This is a genomic window from Niveispirillum cyanobacteriorum (assembly GCF_002868735.1).
GTDB lineage: Bacteria > Pseudomonadota > Alphaproteobacteria > Azospirillales > Azospirillaceae > Niveispirillum > Niveispirillum cyanobacteriorum.
The window spans coordinates 43,657-63,705 of the sequence record NZ_CP025613.1 but is presented as its reverse complement, the minus strand read 5'-3'; the positions used below and the strand labels follow the sequence as shown (position 1 = coordinate 63,705).

General features: G+C 66.1%; 7 protein-coding genes. 5 read left to right on the top strand and 2 right to left on the bottom strand.

Going from position 1 to position 20,049, the window contains the following annotated elements:
- Position 1 precedes the first annotated feature (1 nt).
- The 5 genes from C0V82_RS21380 (at position 2) to C0V82_RS21360 (ending at position 14,936) form a co-directional block, all read left to right on the top strand.
- Positions 2-8,815 carry an MBG domain-containing protein gene (locus C0V82_RS21380; RefSeq protein ID WP_102114501.1) on the top strand — a complete coding sequence of 2,938 codons (8,814 nt, stop codon included), beginning with the start codon at positions 2-4 and terminating at the stop codon, positions 8,813-8,815.
- The gene (locus tag C0V82_RS21375; protein WP_102114500.1) at positions 8,815-11,793 is read left to right on the top strand and encodes a CHAT domain-containing protein; all 2,979 of its coding nucleotides are present in this window, start codon (positions 8,815-8,817) and stop codon (positions 11,791-11,793) included. Before C0V82_RS21380 ends, C0V82_RS21375 begins: the two co-directional genes overlap by 1 nt.
- 3 nt (positions 11,794-11,796) lie before the next feature.
- Positions 11,797-12,477 carry a hypothetical protein gene (locus tag C0V82_RS21370; RefSeq protein WP_102114499.1) on the top strand — a complete coding sequence of 227 codons (681 nt, stop codon included), beginning with the start codon at positions 11,797-11,799 and terminating at the stop codon, positions 12,475-12,477.
- 6 nt (positions 12,478-12,483) lie between these two features.
- Positions 12,484-14,427, top strand: a complete 1,944-nt coding sequence (locus C0V82_RS27835) for an adenylate/guanylate cyclase domain-containing protein (protein ID WP_102114498.1) — start codon at positions 12,484-12,486, stop codon at positions 14,425-14,427.
- Positions 14,428-14,489: 62 nt separating this feature from the next.
- The gene (locus C0V82_RS21360) at positions 14,490-14,936 is read left to right on the top strand and encodes a Crp/Fnr family transcriptional regulator (protein ID WP_054169963.1); all 447 of its coding nucleotides are present in this window, start codon (positions 14,490-14,492) and stop codon (positions 14,934-14,936) included.
- A gap of 3 nt (positions 14,937-14,939) precedes the next feature.
- Here C0V82_RS21360 and C0V82_RS21355 read toward each other — a convergent pair whose 3' ends face one another.
- A complete protein-coding gene (locus C0V82_RS21355; RefSeq protein ID WP_102114497.1) occupies positions 14,940-15,971 on the bottom strand; it encodes a LacI family DNA-binding transcriptional regulator in 1,032 nt (343 codons plus the stop codon).
- 139 nt (positions 15,972-16,110) lie between these two features.
- Positions 16,111-20,013: a S8 family serine peptidase gene (locus C0V82_RS27830; protein ID WP_102114496.1), complete on the bottom strand. Its 3,903-nt coding sequence runs from the start codon at positions 20,011-20,013 to the stop codon at positions 16,111-16,113.
- Positions 20,014-20,049 lie beyond the last annotated feature (36 nt).

Sequence of the window (20,049 nt, the reverse complement as noted above, 5' to 3'; positions counted from 1 at the left end):
GATGCAGGGTGCGCGGCGGCAGGGGGCGGGGCAGAAGCGGTGGGGGCGGGGTTTCCGCGCCCTGACGCTGGCATCCGTCTTCACCCTGCCGGCGGCGGCGCAATCCCCGCAGGGCGGCACCGTCGTGGTGGGCGGGGCGGGGATCAGCGCCCAGGGCACCCACACGCTCATCAATCAAACGACCGACCGCGCCCTGATCGACTGGCGCAGTTTTGATATCGGCGCGGGGCAGTCCGTTACGGTGACGCAGCCGGGGGTGGGGTCGCTTCTGGTCAATCGCGTGACCGGTAATGGTGCTGGCACCCGCATTGATGGCAGCCTGACGGCCAATGGCCAGGTCGTGGTGATCGACAAGGCCGGGATCGTGATGGGGCGGGGGGCGCGCATCGATGCCGGTGCCTTCCTGGCCACCACCGCCGATATCGACAATGCCGATTTCGCCGCCGGGCGCCTGACCTTTGGCAAGGCGGGACAGGCCGGGGCGGCGGTGGTGAATGAGGGCACCATCCGGGTGGCCGATGGCGGCTATGCCGTGCTGGCGGCACCGGAAGTGCGTAATAGCGGGCTGGTCGAGGCACGGTTTGGCCGGGTCGTTCTGGCCGGGGCGGAGCGGTTCACCCTGGACCTAGCCGGCGACGGGTTGCTGCGGTTCGAGATCCCGGCGGAACTGGCGGGAAGGGTCCTCAATGATGGCACTATAACCGGCGCGCAGGTCCTGATGACGGCGCGGGCGGCGCGCGAAGGGCTGTCCGGCGTGGTCAATGCCGGGGGGCTGGTGGAAGCCGTAGCGGCGCGGGAAGTGGATGGGCGCATCATCATCGGCGGGGAGGGGGTGGAAACGGAGGTTTCCGGCACCGTCCGGGCCGAGGGCGGAGCCATCGATGTGCTGGGTGACAAGGTCACGCTGACCGGGGCGATTGTGGATGCGTCGGGGCCGGTCGATGGCGGGACTGTGCGCATCGGCGGGGATTTCCAGGGCGGGGGCGATCTGCACCGGTCGCAGGTAACGCGCATCGATGCCGGCAGCCGGGTGATGGCCGATGGCGCGGCGGGTAATGGCGGGCGCATCATCATCTGGTCCGACGGGCGCACGGTGCATGAAGGGGCCGTCAGCGCGCGCGGCAGGGCCGATGGCGGCTTTGCTGAAGTGTCGGGCAAGGGCAGCCTGCGCTTTGCCGGCACCGCCGATCTGGCCGGCGGGGCGGGCGGCAAGGCCGGTGAATTGCTGCTGGACCCGACGAATATCACCATCGGTGGCACGCCCAACCTGAATGGTGACGGCACAACCGGCGATGATCTGGAGAATGCCGGCGATCTGGACAATGTGGGTGATCAGGGTGCGGTTAACAGTGTGATCACCGCCGGGGCCATCGAGACCCTGTTGAATAGCGGCACCAGCGTTACGCTTGCGGCCAGTGACGATATCAACATCAGCAGTTCCATCGCCAAGACCGGCGGGACGGGCGCCACCCTGACGCTGAATGCCGGGCAGGATATCAGCTTTGCCAGCGGCATCGGGGTCGGATCCAGCAGCGGTACGCTGTCCATGAGCTTCACTGCCGGCCGTTCATTCCAGGCCACGGGCGGCAGTTTCAGCAGCAATGGCGGCAGCATTACCGTCACCGCCACGGGCACGGGCGCCACGACGGGCGTCAATCTGTCGGGTGCCAGTTTCAGCACGGGATCGGGGGCGCTGAGCCTGACCGGCACGGGCAGCGGCTCGGGTGTATCCCTGTCCGGCAACAGCACGCTGACCAGCGGCAACGGTGCCATATCCGTGACCGGTACGGCCCAGGGTGGCAGCAGCGATGCCGTCGGTATCCGTCTGGCCAGTGGCGGCAGCGGGGCCATCACCAGCAATGGCGGCAGTGTGACCCTGAACGGGACGGGTGCTGGTACCAGCGGCACCAATAATTACGGGGTGGTCAGCAGCGGCGGCTTTACGGTTTCGTCTGGGTCGGGTGCCCTGTCCGTCGCAGCCACGGGCGGGCACGACAGTGCCGGCATCATGTTCAGCGGCACTGGCACTTATGGCGGCGGCGCGCAGTCCGGCTCGGTCACTCTTTCCTCGGACGGTATGTCGCTGACGGGCGGCAGTGTCCGATCATCGGGCCGTGTCACCCTGCGCACGCGCGGCAACAGCACCAACCTGATCATCGGCGGCACCGATGATACGGCGGGTCTGGCCCTGTCCACGGCGGAACTGGGCACGGTAACTGCCGGCACCCTGACCCTGGGCCATGGACAGCATACGGGCACTGTCAGCGTGACGGCCAACCCGTCCACGACCGACATCGGCGCGTTTGAACTGATCAGCAGCAGCCTGACAATCGGCAGTTCCATCGCCGGCCTTTTGCAGAGCTTCCTGGATGCCGGCAAGAATGCGCTGGCCGAGGCGGGGACGGGCGACCTTATCGTCAGCACTTCGATCGCCAAGACGGCGGGCGGGGATGCGACCCTGGCCCTGCGTGCCGCCCAGGACCTGACCTTCAATGCCGGGATCGGCGCCAGTGCCAGCACGGGCAAGCTGAATGTCGATGCCACCGCCGGATATGGGGGCAGCAGCGGCACCCTGACGGCAGGCAATGGCAGCTTCACCAGTAATGGTGGCGACATCAGCCTGCGCGGGCGGACCAACTTGGCGCTGAACAGCACGACTGTGTCGGCGGGGGCGGGGACCATCATCCTGGCCGGCGGCGATATCGCCCTGTCCAGCACCAGCATCAGCAGTACAGGCCGCGTGCAACTGCGCCCCTTCGCTACGGGCGGGCAGATGGATGTGGGCGCTACGGGGGCGGGGTCGGGCAAGGCCCATGTGTCCCAGGGCGAGATCAACCAGATCAGCGCCGGGGTGGTCCGCCTGGGTGCCCTGGATGGCGGCAATCTGGTGATCAGCAGCGCCTTGAGCCATGCCAGCGATACCATCGAACTGGCCAGTGCCGGGACCGTGACGCAGAGTGCGGCGATCAATGTCCCCAACCTGTCCCTGCTGGGCACGGGCGGCAGCTACACCCTGACCAACGGGTCGAACAATGTCACGACCCTGGCCGGTAATACCGGGTCGGTGGATTTCCGCAGCACAGATGCGTTCAGCGTCGGGACCGTAGCGGGCACGACGGGGCTGACCTTCACCGGCAATGCCAGCCTTTATGCCGCTGCCAGCCTGATCACACTTGCGCAGGTTGCGACCTATGCCGGGTCGGGGGCGGGTACACTGACTCTGTCCAGCGATATTGATGTGACCGTGTCGGCCAATATCGGCGTGTCGGGGTCGGGCAAGGTCAATATCGTGCTGGCCGCTGATGGCAATGAAGCCGGCTCTGCCGGGCGGGTAGCCATCAGTGGCGCCACCCTGTCCAGCAATGGCGGCAATATCACCATCGGCAGCGGTTCGACGCCGGCCACCCGCGCGGCGGAGGGCAAGGCCGATACCGGCATTGGCGTTAATGTCACCTCCAGCACGCTGAACAGCGGGGCGGGCGGAAGTATCCTGATCAACGGTGACGGCGCGCCATCCGGCACCAATTCTGCGACCGGCATCGGCATCAATGTCAGCGCCAGCAGCCTGATTGCCGCCGGGGCGGGGACCATTACGCTGAACGGTGGTGGCGGGTCGGGCAACACGTTGACCGCCGGCATCGCCATTGGAAATGGCAGCACTATCCGCAGCGCCAGCGGGGCCATCGCCCTGAACGGGGCGCAGGCGGGGTCGGGGACCAATCGCTACGGCATCCTGTTGCGCGATGATCCGGGCACGCGCAGTGCCATCTACAGCACCGGCGGTGGCGCATTGGGCCTGACGGCCACGGGCACCGACGGGTTGATTGCGGCCAATGGTGGGGCGTCGGACAGCAGCCGGGCCTATATTGGTTGGGATGGGACCACGGCCTATGCCGGGACGGTGACCCTGACGGCGGACAAGGTGACCCTGACCAGCGGGACGGGCACAGCGGCCATCAGCATTGGCGGCAGCGGCAATCTCGTAATCCGGCCCAACAGCACGTCCGCCAGCATCGCGGTTGGTGACAGCGCCTTAGGATCCAGCGACCTGGAACTGGGCCAGACGGAGTTGGACAGCTTCCGCGCCGGGTTCAGCAGCGTAACCATTGGCCGGTCGGACGGGACGGGGGCGATCAGCGTTGCCGGGGCCGCATTCAAGGACAATACCAGCCTCATAAGCAATACCGGCGCCATCACTATCAGTGGCGCCCTGTCCACGGGCAGCGGGGCCGATGCCGGGACCCTGTCGGCCAATACCAAGGGTCTGCTGACCGTCAATGCCGCTATCAGCACGCAGAACCAGGACATCACCCTGTCGGCGGACCGGTTGAACCTGACCGGGTCGGTGAATGCCGGGACGGCGACGGCCACCCTGACGACGTCCACTGCGGGGCGGGGGATTGACCTGGGGTCGGCCACGGATGCCGGCGGCGGGCTGGAGATTTCGTCGGCGGAACTGAACCGTGTGACGGCGGGGACCCTCCGCATAGGGTCGTCCAGTGCTGGGGCGATCAATGTCAGCAGCGCCATCGCGCCCACGGGCAGCAGCACATTGCATTTGCGCAGTGGGGGGGCGATTGGTCAGGCGGGGGCGGTTACCGTCACGAACCTGGCCGTGACGGCGGGCGGGGCGGTGTCGCTGTCGGGTGTGAATAATGCCGTCACGAGTTTTGCGGCCACGACGGGCAGCAGTAATGGCGCCATCGCCCTTCGCGACGATTCCGGCTTTGCCATCGGTACCGTGGATGGTGTGGCGGGTGTGACTGCCGGTACAGGCAATCTGACCCTGACCAGCACGGGGACCGTGACGCAGAGTGCGGCCGTTACGGCATCCGGCCTGTCGCTACACGGGGCCGGCGCTGCCTACACGCTGGCGCATGCGTCCAACGCCGTCAGTATGGTGGCGGCCAATACCGGTTCCGTCGATGTCGGTCTGTCGGGGGCAGTCAGTATCGGCATCATCGGGTCAGTGGCGGGGGTGACGGCGACGGGGACGGTCAAGCTGACCGCTGGTGGCAACCTGACCCTGGCATCGGGGGCCAGTGTGGCTGCCAATGGCAGCGGTGATGCCCTGATCCTGGCCGCCAACGGCACCTTTACCAACAGTGCGGGGTCCAGCGCCCTGTCGGTGACGGGCGGGGGCCGGTTCCTGGTCTTCTCCAACAGCCCGCTGACCAGCAGCACGGGCGGTATCTCGGCCCTGCCGCTTTATAACCGCAGCTTCAGTTTTTCCGACCGTACCTATACGGCGGTGTCCAACAGCGGCAGCCGGTTCGTTTATGGCTATGCCCCCACCCTGACAGTGACGCCCGACAGCGTCAGCCGGGTCTATACCGGCTCGACCATCACAGGTTTGAATTACACAGTCACCGGACTGGTCACGGGTGACACCCTATCTAATGCCGTCAGCGGGACCGGTGCCATTACCGGGGCGGGGCGTAATGTGGGGTCCTATACCCTGACCGCCGGGGCAGGGACGCTGGCGTCGGACCTGGGCTATGGGTTCAGTTACGGCACCGGCACCCTGACGGTGACCAAGAAGTCCCTGACCTACAGCATCACCAACAGCAGCAGCACCTATGGCACCACCGCCACGGGAGGTACGGTGACGCTGGGTGGGCTGGTGGATGGGGATGGGGTGACGGGGACGGTCACCACCTATCGCGGTGCCGATGCTGTGACCCTGGCCCCGCGTACCGCCGTGGGCAGCCTGACGCAGAAGGTGACGGCCATTACCGGCAGCGATGTCGGCAATTATGAGCTGGCGGCGTCGGGCCATACGGACGGCACCCTGACCATCGCGGCCAAGGAACTGACCTACAGCGTCGGCGCGGTCAACAGCACCTATGGCACACGGGCCACGCTGGGCACCGCCACCCTGACAGGGGTGGTGAACGGGGATGATGTGACGGCCAGTGTCAACCTGTCGGGGGCGACCCTGTCGGACCGGCTGTCGGCGGGGACATATGATCAGACGGTGACGCTGGGCGGCGGCGATGTCAGCAATTACCAGCTGGCCAATAGTGGCAGCACCGCCGGCAACCTGACGGTGGCCCGCAAATCGGTGAATTTCAGCATCGCCAATGTTGCCAGCACCTATGGCACCCTGGCTGTGCTGGGCACGCCCAGCTTGACGGGCGTTCTGTCGGGGGATGATGTCAGCGGTGCCGTGACGCTGGTGTCCGGCACCCTTTCGGACCGGTTGAAGGTCGGGACCTATGACCTGACCCTGACGGCGTTGGGCGGCGGGTCGGCATCGAACTATGTGCTGGCCTGGTCGGGCAACAGCAATGGCGTGCTGGCCATTGCGGCCAAGGCCCTGACGGCCAGCGTGGCATCGGTCACCGCCACCTATGGCCAGAATGCCGCCACAGGCGCGGTCACCCTGACCGGTCTGCTGGCCGGTGATGATGTAAAGGCCGATGTCAGCGTGGAAGGGGCCGGCGGTGCCGTGACGCCGGGACCGAAACTGGGCGCGGGGACCTATACGCAGCGTATCAACGGCCTGACTGGTGCCGATGCCAGCAATTATGTGATGGCCGGCGGGCAGGGGACGTCAGGCACCCTGACCATCAATCCCGCCGCGTTGACTGTGACGGCGAACAGCCTGACACGGGTCTATGGTACAGATGATCCGACGCTGACCTATACCGTGACCGGTCTCGTTAATGGTGACGGCTTGACAGGTGGTCTGACACGGGCGGCGGGGCGGAATGCCGGCACCTATGCGATCAGCCAGGGCAGCCTGTCAGCGGGTGCGAACTATACCCTGACCTTCAATAGTGGCACTCTGACCATCACGCCCGCCGCCCTGACGGTGACGGCGGCATCGGCAACCAAAGTCTATGGCACTGATGACCCAGCCTTGACGTATAGCGTGACCGGTCTGGTGGCGGGTGACAGTGTGTCGGGTGCCCTGACGCGGGCGGCGGGCCGTGATGTCGGCACCTACGCGATCAGCCAGGGCAGCCTGTCTGCGGGATCTAATTACACGCTGACCTTCAATGGCGGGACGCTGACCATCACGCCGGCGGCATTGACGGTAACAGCGGGGTCGGGGACGAAGATTTATGGCGATGCCGATCCGGTCCTGGGGTTCACGGCCGCGGGGCTGGTGGCGGGCGACAGTTTGACCGGCGCGATCCAACGTGCAGCAGGTGAAAATGCTGGTGCCTACGCGGTTGAGCAGGGCAGCCTGTCGGCTGGGGCGAACTATACGCTGAGTTTCAATGCCGGAACCCTGACCATCTCGCCGGCGGCCCTGTCAGTAAGCGCCACCGCAGCCGGCAAGATCTATATGGATGACGATCCGGCATTGACCTTCACCGTCAATGGCCTGAAGCGGGGGGATAGTGAGGCGTCGGCCCTATCGGGTGCCCTGTCGCGGGGGGCGGGTGAGGATGTCGGCACCTATGCCATTGCCCAGGGTAGCCTGACGGCCAATGCCAATTACCGGCTGAGCTTCACAGGGGCTGATTTCACCATCCGGCCAGCCAACCTGACCCTGGCTGTGGTGGCTGCCAACCTGTCCAAAATCTATGGCGACGAGGACCCGGCCCTGACCTTTACCGCCACGGGCCTGCGCGGCAAGGACAGTTTGGACAAGGTGGTGTCCGGTGTGTTGAGCCGGGCGGTTGGGGAGGATGTCGGCATCTATGCCATCAATCAGGGCAGCCTCTCCAGCATCAGCCCCAATTACACGATCAGCTTCACTCCCGGAACCCTGACCATCAGCCCGGCCAACCTGTCGGTGGCGGCGGCGATGGTGACGCGCACCTATGGCGATGGCGATCCGGCGCTGACCTATGCCGTGTCTGGTCTGAAGCGCGGGGACAGTGCGGGGGCCGTGCTGTCGGGGTCCTTAAGCCGGGCGGCGGGAGAGGATGCCGGCACCTATGCCATCACCCAGGGTAGCCTGGCCCTGACCTCGCGCAATTACACCCTGTCCTTTACCGGCGCGCAGATGGTGATCAACCCGGCCTTGCTGTCGGTCACGGCCAATGCCGTGTCCCGCGTTTATGGCGCGGCCGATCCGGCCCTGTCCTTTGCCGTGTCTGGATTGAAGCGGGATGACAGTGCGGCCGCTGTTCTGACCGGCGGGTTGGTGCGGGCCACAGGCGGCAATGCCGGGCGCTATGCCATCGGCCAGGGCAGCCTGGCCGCCAATGCCAATTACCGGGTCAGCTTTACTGGGGCTGATTTTGTCATTACGCCGGCGCCGCTGTCGGTCTTGGTCGATAATGCCACGCGGCAGGCAGGTGCCACCAACCCGGTCTTCACGGCCCGGTTCCAGGGTTTGGTGAATGGCGATACGTCCACGGTGCTGACGGGACTGCGGTTTCAGACGCTGGCCGATGCGGCGTCGCCCGCCGGAAACTATGCCATCAATGCGGACGGCATCAGTAATGCTAACTACCAAATCACCTATGTTGACGGCCTGCTGACCGTAACCGGTGGCGGTGTTCTACCGCCGGTCGTGGCCGAGACGGCGCCCGTGACGACCATTACCAAGCCCGTCACGGCGCCGGTGGTACCTGTGGTCACGGCCCCCGTGGCGGTGGCAGCCCCCGTTGTGACGCCACCGCCGGCCCCGGTCGCCACCAGCCCGGCACCCGCCAGCGATGGCGGGTCGGCAGCACTGGCCGCGGTGAACCAGAGCGTGCAATCGGCCAGCGGGTCGGCGGCGGATGATGACAGCGCGGCGGAGGAGATGATCCCCGGCCTTCTGTTGCAGCAGCGCCGCCTGCCGGGTGAGACGCCGGACGGCACGCCAGGCCTGGAACAGCAATTCCCCAATTTGGGACGGGTGTGGTGATGGGCCGGTTGCCGCTTGCGATCCTGTCCCTGCTGCTGCTGTCCGCCTGTGCAGGCAAAGGGCCGGTGCCGGACAGCAAGGGGTCCGACGGGCCGATCCCGCTGGGCCGCAACGCTATTGGGGAGGAATGCCGCGCGATCCCCATGGAAGCCGCCGAGGGCAAGGCCTTCGCCCTCTATTGCGGTGAATGGGAGCAGGCCAGCGGGTCCATCGCGGTCACCGACCTGTATGATCCGCTGCCTGAGGGGCCAGAGGCGCGGGCCAGGCAGTTGGCGGTGGAGGCGAACCGGACCGCCTGGGCCGGCAGCCTTGCCCAGAAGGCCATTTGCCAGAGCGCACAGCCGTTGCCGGGCGGGACGGGGCTGCTGACCCAATGCCAGTTGCGTGAGGGTGGCTGGCCCTATGTCGGCGTGACGCAAGTCGACGGGCGGCGGATGGTGCAGGCGGATGGTATTCCCGCCGTTGCCGACCTGCTGATCGCTGCGCCACGGCTTCTGGAGGCGAAACCGGTCACGGGTGGCGCCGATGTCGCGGCCCTGCTGCGCGCCGCATTGGGGGATGATGCACTGCGGTTCGGGCGTGGGGACCTGAACGCGTTTGAGCGGCTGTCGGAGGTGGGGCGCCTATCCAATTCGGTAGAGGATTATGCAGGGGCGGAGGCCGCCTATCGCCGGGCGCTGGATATCCAGGCCAAGGCGCTGGGGGCGGATAGTCCGGGGGCGGGTGACACGCTGATGGCGCTGGCGCTGGAAGTGTCGAACCAGGGGCGGGGACCGGAGGCGGACGCCCTGTTCCGCCGCGCCGATGCGCTGTTGCAGAAGAGTTTCGACAAGGCGGCGCGGGCGCGGCTGGGCAGCTATATGGCGTTCCATGCCGCCAACAGTGGGGATGCGCGGCGCGCGCTGTCGCTGGGACGGGATAGCAGCGCCATCCGCCGCGCCATCGTCGATGATCTGGAAGAACAGGCGGGGGGTGGGGCCAATCGCGCCGTCCTGGGCAGTCTGGCGGCAGCCAGAGGCGACCTGATCCATTCGCTGCTGCTGGAGGCCACGGTTTCACTGCGGTTGCAGCAATATGGGCTGGCCGAGGCGGCGACCATTGAGGCGGCCAATCTGTTCAGCCGAACGCGCGGCCTGCCGCCCTGGTGGCATGCGCGTATCCTTGGGATCCAGGGGTTGGCGCGGGCCGGCAAGGGTGATGCGGCGGGTGGTGCCGCCCTGATGTCGAAGGCCGTGGCGTCGAACAAGCAACTGTTCGGGGCGGGATGGCCCGTGGCGTCCAGCATGCTGGAACTGGGCCGCGTCTACGCCCAGGCCGGCATGGATGCCGAAGCGCTGGCCATTTACCGCGATGCGCTGTCCATGCTGGCGACACTCGATACCGAGCGCGGGCAATTGCCTCTGGACCGTCTGTTCCCGTTCCTGGATGTACTGTACCGACAAGGTCAGTCGGATGAGGGCCAGCGCGCGACCCTGCATGCGGAGATGTTTGCCGCCCTGCAGATGGTGCGCGAGGGCGTGGTGGGCCAGACCATCACGCGGGCCGCCGCGCGTTTCGCCAGCAGCGACCCTGCCGTTGCCGACCTGATCCGCCGGCAGCAGGACGCGGTGCGCAACCGCGACCGGTTGCGGATCGAGGCGGCGGCGGAAACCGCTAAGCCCGATGCGCAGCGCGATAAAGGGCATGAGGCCGACCTGCTGAAACAGCTGGAGGCCGCAACGGCTCAAGCGCGCGGGCTGGAGCAGCAGTTGCAGGCAGCGTTCCCGGACTATGCACGGCTGACCAAGCCGGCACCTGTGACCGCTACGGCCCTGTCGGCGCGACTGGGGGAGGGGCAGGCGCTGGTGCAGTTTGCCTTCGCAGCTAGCGGCTCCTACGGCTTCGTTCTCACCAAAGCTGGTATCCAGGCGTATCCGGTTACGGTGACGCGGGCCAATTTACAGGAGAAGGTGGGGGAGTTGCGGCGGTCCATCACGCCGCGCGCAGGCGTCCTGCCGCCCTTTGACCTTGACCTGTCGCATGATCTCTATGTCCGGCTGTTCGGTGGGGCGGGGGAGGTTCTGGCCGGGGTGAAGCATCTGGTGCTGGTGCCCTCTGCCGCCCTGTCCAGCCTGCCGCCAGCGCTGCTGGTACGCGACAAGCCTGTGGGGCGGGATTATGCCCGCGCGGCGTGGATGGTGCGGGATATGGCCCTGTCGGTGGTGCCGTCGGTTCCGGCCTTCCTGGCGCTGAACGCCGCGCAGGTGCGGCCTGCGGCGGCCAAGCCCTTCATCGGCTTTGCCGCCCCGCCCTTTCAGGGCAAGGAGGCGGGCGGGTTGAAGGCGCTGGGTGAGGAATGCCGCACCGATGCGCCGCTGGACCCCGCCCTGCTGCGTGCCCTGGCCCCGCTGCCGGAAACGGCGGATGAAATCCGCGCCATTGGCGGGCGGTTGGGTGCCGCGCCCGGTGACCTGATCACCGGGCCTGCGGTGACCAAGGCGGCAGTGCGTGGCGCGGGGCTGGATCAGTACCGCATCGTCTATTTCGCCACGCATGGCTTGCTGCCCGGCGAGTTACGTTGCCAGGCGCAGCCGGGGCTGGCCCTGGCCCCGCCCGATGCCATGCCGGCCAGTGCCGCCGATGACGGCCTGCTGACCGCGTCCGATATCGCGCTGTTGCGTCTGAATGCCGAACTGGTGGTGCTGTCGGCCTGCAACACGGCGGGCGGGGATGCGCGGCTGGGCGGTGAGGCGCTGTCGGGTCTGGCAGAGAGTTTCTTCTTTGCGGGTGCGCAATCGCTGCTGGTCAGTCATTGGCAGGTGCCGTCGGCGCCGACGGTGCGGCTGATGACCGGGCTGTTCGCCGGCGGGGGCGATACGGCCCAGGCGCTGGCGCGGGCGCAAAGGCTTCTGGCGTCCGATCCCGCGACGGCGCATCCTTTCAATTGGGCGGCCTTCACCTTGGTCGGTGCCGCCCCGCAATCCGGTCAAGGAGTTTGATCCATGGTTCGTTCTGCCCCGCTTCTGGCGCTTGTCCTGCTGCTGGCTGCCCCGGCCAACGCGGCATCCCTGGTGGTGGTGGAGGCCAAGGGCAGCGATCTGGCGCCCGGCGCCACCATTGATGACGAGGCGTCCCTGACCCTGGCAGATGGCGCGCGCGTTGTCCTGATCGGGGAGGATGGGGCACAGGTGACACTGCGCGGGCCGTTCAAGGGCACGCCGGCCAGCGCCGGGCAGGGGGCGACGCAGCAATTGGCGGGCCTGCTGTCGGCACGCGGGGCCGATACGACCAGCCTGGGTGCCGTGCGCGATGCGGGTGCCTCCGCGCCTCTGCCCGAGGCCTGGGTCGTGGACCCGGCGGTATCGGGTGCCGCGTGCGTGAAACCGGGGCAGGAGGTGGTGCTGTGGCGGGCCGATGCCGCCAAACCCGCCAGCCTGACCCTGATGCCCGCCGACCGCGCCTGGACCGCCAATGCCGAATGGCCGGCGGGGGAGGGGCGGCTGGCCCTGCCGGAACTGCCCATCGCCGATGGTGGGACCTTGCTGTTTGAGCTGGATGGGGCGGCGTCGGCCGTGACGTTCCACATGCTACCGGCCAGTGTGACGGCACCGAAGATGGCGGCGGGGTGGATGGCGGCGAAGCAGTGCGACCGGCAGGCGCGGGCGCTGCTGGCGGGGAACTGATCCCCCATGCCGATCCGCCGCCTTCTGACCTTTGCTGCGATTCTTCTGCTGGCGGGGCTGGCGCCGGTGCTGCTGGTGCGGGCCGCACCTTTTCTGCAGGGGATCGAGAATTGGGTGGCGGATTACCGGGTGGCGACCATGACGCCATCACAGCCGCAGCAACCCGACATCGTCATCGTCGCCATCAATGAGGATACGCTGGCCCGGTTCCCCTATCGCTCCCCCGTTGACCGGGCGTTTCTGGCCGGTGTGCTGCGTACGCTGGAGGCCAAGGGGGCGAAGGCGGTGCTGCTGGACGTGCTGCTGGATCAGCCGACGGAGCCGGAGAAGGATCAGGCGCTGGCGGACGCCATTCGGGCGCTGAAAATCCCCCTGGTGGTCAGCCATGGTGGCGCCGATGAAGGGCTGACCGAGGGGCAGGTGGCCTACCTGAACGCGTTTGTCCCGGTGGAACGGCGCGGCTGGGCCAATCTGGTGAAGGATAATCTGGACGGCACGGTGCGCTGGATCTTCCCCGGCAAGACCGGGGCGGAGGGGCATTGGCAGGCGGGCGTGGTACCGGCCCTGGCCACCCATCTGGGCCTGAACCCGCCGCGTGAATTGACGCCCCTCGCCTGGCGCGGGCGGCCCGATGCGCAGACGGCTGCGTTCCGACAGTTCCCGGCCCATGCCGTGGCATTGCTGCCGCCCGCGTGGTTCAAGGACAAGATCGTGCTGGTGGGGGCCGACCTGTCGGACCGTGACCGGCATATCACGCCCTTCCGTACGGCCTTTGCCGGCAATGCTGGGGTGCTGCCGGGGATCACCATCCATGCCCATGCACTGTCGCAACTGCTGGAGGGGCGGACGGCACCGGCGCAGGGTGTGGGGCTGGCGGTTGCGGCGGGGCTGATCGCGGCGGGCCTGGGTCTGGTGTTGGGTCTGGTGGAGATATCGCTATGGCTGCGGGCGCTGCTGGGCCTGGGGCTGGTGGTGGGCATCTGGCTGCTGGCGGCGCCAGCCTTTGCCAGGGGCAATATCCTGTTGCCGCAGATCGGGCCGTCTTTGTCGGTCATGCTGGGTCTGTGGCTGACCGACATCTGGCGTGGGCGACGGGACCGGGACCAGAAGCGGTTCGTGCAGGCGGCCTTTGCCAAGTATCTGTCGCCAGCCCTGCTGGATGATATCCTGAAGGATCCGTCGAAGCTGTCCATCGATCCCAAGCGGCGCGACATGTCTTATGTCTTCACCGATGTGGCCGGGTTCACGACCATATCGGAGGGGATGGACGCCACCACACTGGCCGATGTCATGAACCGCTATCTGGACGGGATGGTGAAGGTGGTGTTCGCCCATGGCGGCACCGTCGACAAGTTCATCGGCGATGCCGTCTTCGCCCTATTCGGGGCGCCGCGCGACATGGAAGACCATGCGGCCCGCGCCGCGGCCTGCGCCCTGGAACTGGACCGGTTCGCGCAAGGGTTTCTGGCTGCCGAAACGGCCGCGGGCCGCCCCTTTGGCGTGACGCGCATCGGCGTGCATTCAGGTCCCGCGAGCGTGGGCAATTTCGGGTCGGACGCGCGGTTTGAATACACCGCGCTGGGCGATGCCGTGAATACGGCGGCGCGCCTGGAGGGGCTGAACAAATATTTCGGCACGCGGGTGGCGATGAGCGGGGCGACGGCGGGTCGCTGCCCCGACATTCCGCGTCGGCCCATCGGGCGTATCGTCCTGAAGGGCAAAACCGAACCCATCGCGGTGTTCCAGCCCCTGACGGCAGACGAAGCGGCGGGCGGGTTCATGCAGCGCTATCAGATTGCCTACGCCGCCATGGCCGAGGGGCGGGAGCAGGCGCGGGCGCTGTTTCAGGCACTGGCGGCGGAGCGACCGGAGGATGGGCCGGTGGCCCTGCATCTGGAACGACTGGACAAGGGTGCCAGCGACGATCTGGTTGTCATGTCGGACAAGTAATCCCCTTGCCAGGGGGCGCGGCGGGACCGATAACACGCCATCGCATTCAGAAGGGGCTGGTCATGGCCGAGGGCATTCTTAACCGCAAGTTCGTGCCGGCCGGCAAGCAGCTGTTCCTGACGGGCGAACGCGGCGAGCATATGTATCTGGTGCAGTCCGGCCGTATCCGCATCTGGCGCGGGGAGCCGGAGCATCCGGTCGTGCTGGCCGAGGTGGGGCCTAATTGCCTTTTCGGGGAAATGGCCCTGATCGATGAGGGCACGCGGTCGGCCTGCGCCCATGCGGTCGAGGATACGACCTTGATCGTGATTTCCGGCGAAAAGGTGCGCCAGCGCCTGACCGAGGCGGACCCGTTCGTGGCCAGCATCGTGCGCATCCTGGCCCGCAACCTGCGCGCTGCCAATGACCAACTGGAAGGGCTGATGGGCCAGGTTCTGGCAGTCAGCGCTATCAAGGCCCGTGAGATCGCGCCCAACAGCGATACGCAGACGCTGGCGGATGAGGGGTGAGGATCAGCCCCGCCGCCGGGTGGAGCCGCGCACAACCAGTTTGGCCGGGATGATGGTGCGATCCAGCATCTGATCGTTCATCAGGCGCAGCAGGTTTTCTACCAGCAATTCGCCCGCCGCCACCGTGTCCTGACGCACCGTCGTCAAGGGCGGGTTCGTGTAGCTGGCTGCCTGGATATCGTCAAAACCGATCACCGAGACATCGCCCGGCACGGACAGGCCCCGGTCACGCAGGGCGTGCAGGGCGCCGATTGCCACCAGATCGCAAGCAGCGACGACGGCATCGAAGGGCTGGCCGCTATCCAGCAGGCGCATCGCGGCGGCGTGGCCCGCCTCTTCGGAGGTCTGGCTGTCCAGACGCAGGGTGGGGTCGGCGGACAGGCCGGCGGCGGCCAAAGCCTTCAAATAGCCCTGGTGCCGGTCACGATATTCGGGGCAGTTTTCCGAGATATCGCCCAGGAAGGCGATGCGGCGATGGCCCATGGCGATCAGGTGGCTGACGGCCTCGGCCATGCCCTGCACATTGTCGGACCCGATGAAATGGCCCGGCTGTCCGGGCAGGACGGGCCCCCAGGTGATGTACTGGATGCCTGCTTCGTCCAGGGAGGATATTTTGTCCAGATAGGATGTGTAGTCGCCATATCCCAGAAAGATGATGCCGTCCGCCCGCTTGGACGCCGCGTAATCGGCGTGCCAGTCGTTGGAGGATTGCTGAAACGAGATCAGCAGATCGTAGCCACGCTTGGCACAAGCGCGGGTCACACTGCCCAGGATGGACAGGAAGAAGGGATTGATCAGGGACTCCGAAGTGCCGGGGTCTTCATAGAGCAGCAGGGCCAGCGTGTTGGTACGCTGTGACCGCAGGTTGCGGGCATTCACATCGACCTTGTAGTTCAGCGCACGGGCGGCCTGTTCGACCTTGAGGCGCGTATCCTCACTGACCATGCTGTCCCGGCGCAGGGCGCGCGAGACCGTGGATTGTGATACGCCCGCCAGTTCGGCGATATCAAATGACGTCGGCCTTTTCGCCCGCATCGTTATCCCGGCTTCTGCCTGGTTGCTCCCTGGTTGCACCATATAGAGGGGCTGGGCTGTCTGGCAATCAGGCGAATGGGTAGGACAGATGCTTCACGGCACCTTTGTTGCCATTTCGCCAGACATCCCGGCCCCTGGGTTATCCGAAATAATCCCAGTCAACGCCTGCCAGCCGCCCCTCTGCCTGACCATAGGCCAGGAAATGCTTTACAGCATTCACGCCCGCCACCGCGACATCAGGATTGAGGCGCAGATATTCCTGCGCGTTGAAGTAGGGGCTGGCCTGCCGCCCCTCATTCACGCCATAGGTCAGGTAATGGTCCAGCGCCTGAATGGCGCCAGCCCGCACGGCCCCGGCAACATCGGGGTTCCTTTCCAGATAATAGGCGGTATCGAAGTACAGTGAGGCCGCGCGGCCTTCCGACTGACCATATTTCAGGAAATGGGCATAGCCGCTTTCCAGTGCGCCATTGCGCACGGCGGTGTCGATGTCGGGATAGCGGGCCAGATAGAAGCCTTCGTTGAACAAGGAAAGTCCGGTGGCGCCAGACCGCCCTTCGATCTGGCCATAGGCGTCGTAATGCGACTGCCCCGACACGAAAAGCCCCGCCCGCACTGCGGCGGCCACATCCGGATTGGCAGCCAGATATCCCGCTTCATTGAACAGCGATCCGCCGGCCCCGCCCAGGAACAGGGCGCCACGGTTGAAGACGGCGATTTCCACACCGGTCAGGTAATCCTGCCCGTCCGGCCCAGCCATAAGAAAGCCGTCGCCATCCCGCGACAGAGTGAAGGCCGACCTTTCCCCCTTGAACAGGGCAATATCGATGCCGCCACCGCCATTCAGTCGGTCATCACCCGCGCCGCCGACCAAAATGTCGAAGCCCGTCCCGCCGGTCAGCGTGTCGGCACCGCGCCCGCCATTGAGATAGCTATCCAGGCTGCTGGCCTTCAGGCTGTCGCCTGCGTCGCCGCCATAGGCGCGTTCAATCTCGCCTGCCCGGAACAGGGCCTTGCTGGTGGCATCCAGGCTGGCCTGCCCGGCTTCCAGATCGATCTGTACAGCGCGCGTCAGGGCGGCACCGTTCAGCGTGTCCGCGCCACCCTGCCGGTCACTCAGACGGATCTCACCAGCCAACCGGTCATTGATCAGGAACAGATCGTCATTGCCCCGATCCTCCCCGAACACGCGCAGGGTCCAGGATTTGACCTCCCCGACATTGCCATTCTGGCCGCCTGTGACCTTCAGGGTCCAGTCCCCCTGCGCCTGTTGCCCCATTAAGGCGGCGCTGGAGAAGGTGAAGCGCACATCCTGCTGCGAGGAACCATGAGTTGAGATCAGCCCCGATCCGGGACGTTCCAGCAGTCGCGCCGTGGCGCCAGTGGGGCTGATCAACTGGATCGTCAGATCGCCGATCCAGGTATGATTGATGGCCACTTCCACTTCGACATGCTCGATGGCCAGATTGGCGTCGAGCGTCACCGACGAGGTGGTGAAGCGGTCGGTCAGGATTGGCAGGCCGATATCGGGCCTAACGCTGGCGGTCAGGCTCTGTTCGTTGGCCAGTGTGCGCTGACCCTGCCAGGTTTCCGCTAAACGCACTGCGGTGCGGGCATCAACGACGCCAAAGCCCTTCTGCGTGTCATGCCACAGTTCCGTGCCGTTCCAGCCGAGGGCGCCCGGCTTCGCTGGCTCGGACGATCGATTGCCGCCGCTGGCGGCCAGGATCATCTGCACATCACGGTAGCCCAGGTCCGGATTGGCCTCCAGCATCAGCGCCACGACGCCGGAAATGCCGGGAGCCGCGAAGCTGGTGCCGGACTTTGTCGTGCTGTCGCCCGTCTCATACCCGACGCTGCCGGCCCGGTCGCTGGTCAGGATATCGACGCCGGGGGCCGCCACCAGCACCGACGTGCCCGGTGTGGAGAAGCTGGCGATACTGCCCTGGTTGTTCGTGGCGGCGACGGCGATGGTGAAGCGGCTGTTCTGGAAGTTATGCAGATTCCCGTTATCGCCGAATTCCCCACTATTACCGGCGGACTGCACCACCACGGTGCCCAGCCCGTCGCGGCCTTCGGCCACCAGCCGGCGCAGGGCGGCGGCACTGGCCGTCATGGTCGTGCCGAAATCATCCATGAAGGCGCTGTCGGGGGAATGCTGGAAGGCGTTGCCCAGGCCCCAGCTGTTGTTCAGCACATCCACCTTGCCCAGTGCATGGGTGAAGGCACGGGCCACAACCCCGTCCAAGGTGGCGGGTGTGCCGCCCAACCGGCTGTAGATAGAGACAAGGTCGGCATTATAGGCCACGCCGATGCCGCCAACATCGTTGCGTTCCGCCGCGATGACGCCGGCCACGGCGGTGCCGTGATTATCCTGTGCCCGCACCGGAACCCCGCCGGGCAGGCCGGTATCGGCATTGATCGACAGGTCGATGCGCTGATTATCGTCCAGATCAGGGTGGGTGCGGTCGACCCCCTGATCCAGCACACCCACCCGGACACCCCGGCCCGTGTAATCCGTCCAGACGGGGGTGACATTCAGGCCCTTGTCTCCCAGATGCCATTGCTGCGCGAACAGCGGGTCGGTGGGAAGGCTGGTGCTGGCCGCGGCCTTGCTGCCGGACGCGGTGGGGAACAGGCCCAGGGTGGACAGGGTGTAGCTGCCCGTCGCGCCTGTATCACCACCCGCTGCCGATAGGTAGAAGCGACCGCTGGTGGTGGGGGTAAAGGTGATGTGGGACTGGCCGGTACTGGCGGTGCCCGTCACCAGCGTGCCGCCATTGCCATCCAGCAGGGTCAGAGCGGGATTTTCAAGCCGCTGACTGCCATCCCGGCGTGTCAGCAGGTCGAAGACATAGGAACGCCCGGCCAGCAGATCGATGGCGAACCAGTCCTGATCACCCCCCTGATCGATGATGCCCCGCACCGATCCGTTGACGGACAGCGCGCCTGCGCCCGATATCGAGGCCGCAAAATCATCGGCCAGGGCCAGGTCCGCGGAGACCTGATAGAAGCCGATATCCATGATCCAGGTCGATTGGGCGACCAGATAATAGGTGCCGGTGCTTTGCGGTGTGAAGATCAAGTGGGCATTGCCGTCATCGCCGCTGTCATCATCATAGGCAATCTCCCTCCCGCCGGCATCGACCAGCCGCAGCAGCGGATCGGAGATAGGGATTCTGGGCTGCGTATTCTCATCCGCGTTCATGCGAAAGCTGTAGCGGGTGCCGCCCGTCAACTGTACGGCAAACCAGTCCTCGTCCCCGCGCCGTTCCAGGATCGAGCTGAAATTCTGGCCGATGGTCAGGCTGCGGGCGCTGGCGGCACTGTCGCCGACACTGTCAGCGGGGGCTTGCACATCCATGACGCTGACCCGGTACTGGCCCGTGAAGGTGCCACCGCCCTGCACCTTCAGATACATCGGTTGGCTGCTGGTCGCGCGGTAGACGAGGACATTGTCGCCATCCTGCGCCACTGTCCGCGCCAGGATGGCACCGTCAAAGCTGATCAGTTCGGCGATCGGGGCGGTTCCCGTAATGCCACCCGACAGGGCGATGCGGTAATGCGTGCCGTTCAAGCCCGGCAACTGCACTACATCGATATCATCGGCACGGTCGATGATGCCGAAGACACCCTTGCCGATGGAAGGGGCGGTGGCGAAAGTATCACCATAATCATCAGCGGTCGGACGCAGCAGCCGCCTTCCGTCCACATCGCGCAGGTCCAGCCACTGCTCCCGTGTCACCCCGGCAAGGGTGAAACGCAGTTGATCGGGCGTGAAGGGGTAGAGGGTGACGACGCTGTTGCCGGCGCTGTCGGTCGATAATCCGACGTCCTGGCTGCCATAGGAGATACCCAGATCCAGCCGGTCCTGGGCGGGATTGAAATCAAGGATCAGGTCATGGCCTTCACCCGCGCGCAGCCGGAAAATATCGGCCCCGGCACCACCGCGCAGCGTATCATTACCGGGGCCGCCATTGATCGTATCGTCGCCGTCACCGCCGGTGAGAATGTCGTCCGCCTGTGTCCCATTGATTTGCATATCTACGCCCCATATCGCCCCTGACGATATTTATGG

Coding starts and splice junctions, on each gene's coding strand:
- C0V82_RS21380 (WP_102114501.1), top strand. CDS start 2: ATGCAGGGTGCGCGGCGGCAGGGGGCGGGGCAGAAGCGGTGGGGGCGG.
- C0V82_RS27835 (WP_102114498.1), top strand. CDS start 12,484: ATGCCGATCCGCCGCCTTCTGACCTTTGCTGCGATTCTTCTGCTGGCG.
- C0V82_RS21375 (WP_102114500.1), top strand. CDS start 8,815: ATGGGCCGGTTGCCGCTTGCGATCCTGTCCCTGCTGCTGCTGTCCGCC.
- C0V82_RS27830 (WP_102114496.1), bottom strand. CDS start 20,013: ATGCAAATCAATGGGACACAGGCGGACGACATTCTCACCGGCGGTGAC.
- C0V82_RS21370 (WP_102114499.1), top strand. CDS start 11,797: ATGGTTCGTTCTGCCCCGCTTCTGGCGCTTGTCCTGCTGCTGGCTGCC.
- C0V82_RS21360 (WP_054169963.1), top strand. CDS start 14,490: ATGGCCGAGGGCATTCTTAACCGCAAGTTCGTGCCGGCCGGCAAGCAG.
- C0V82_RS21355 (WP_102114497.1), bottom strand. CDS start 15,971: ATGCGGGCGAAAAGGCCGACGTCATTTGATATCGCCGAACTGGCGGGC.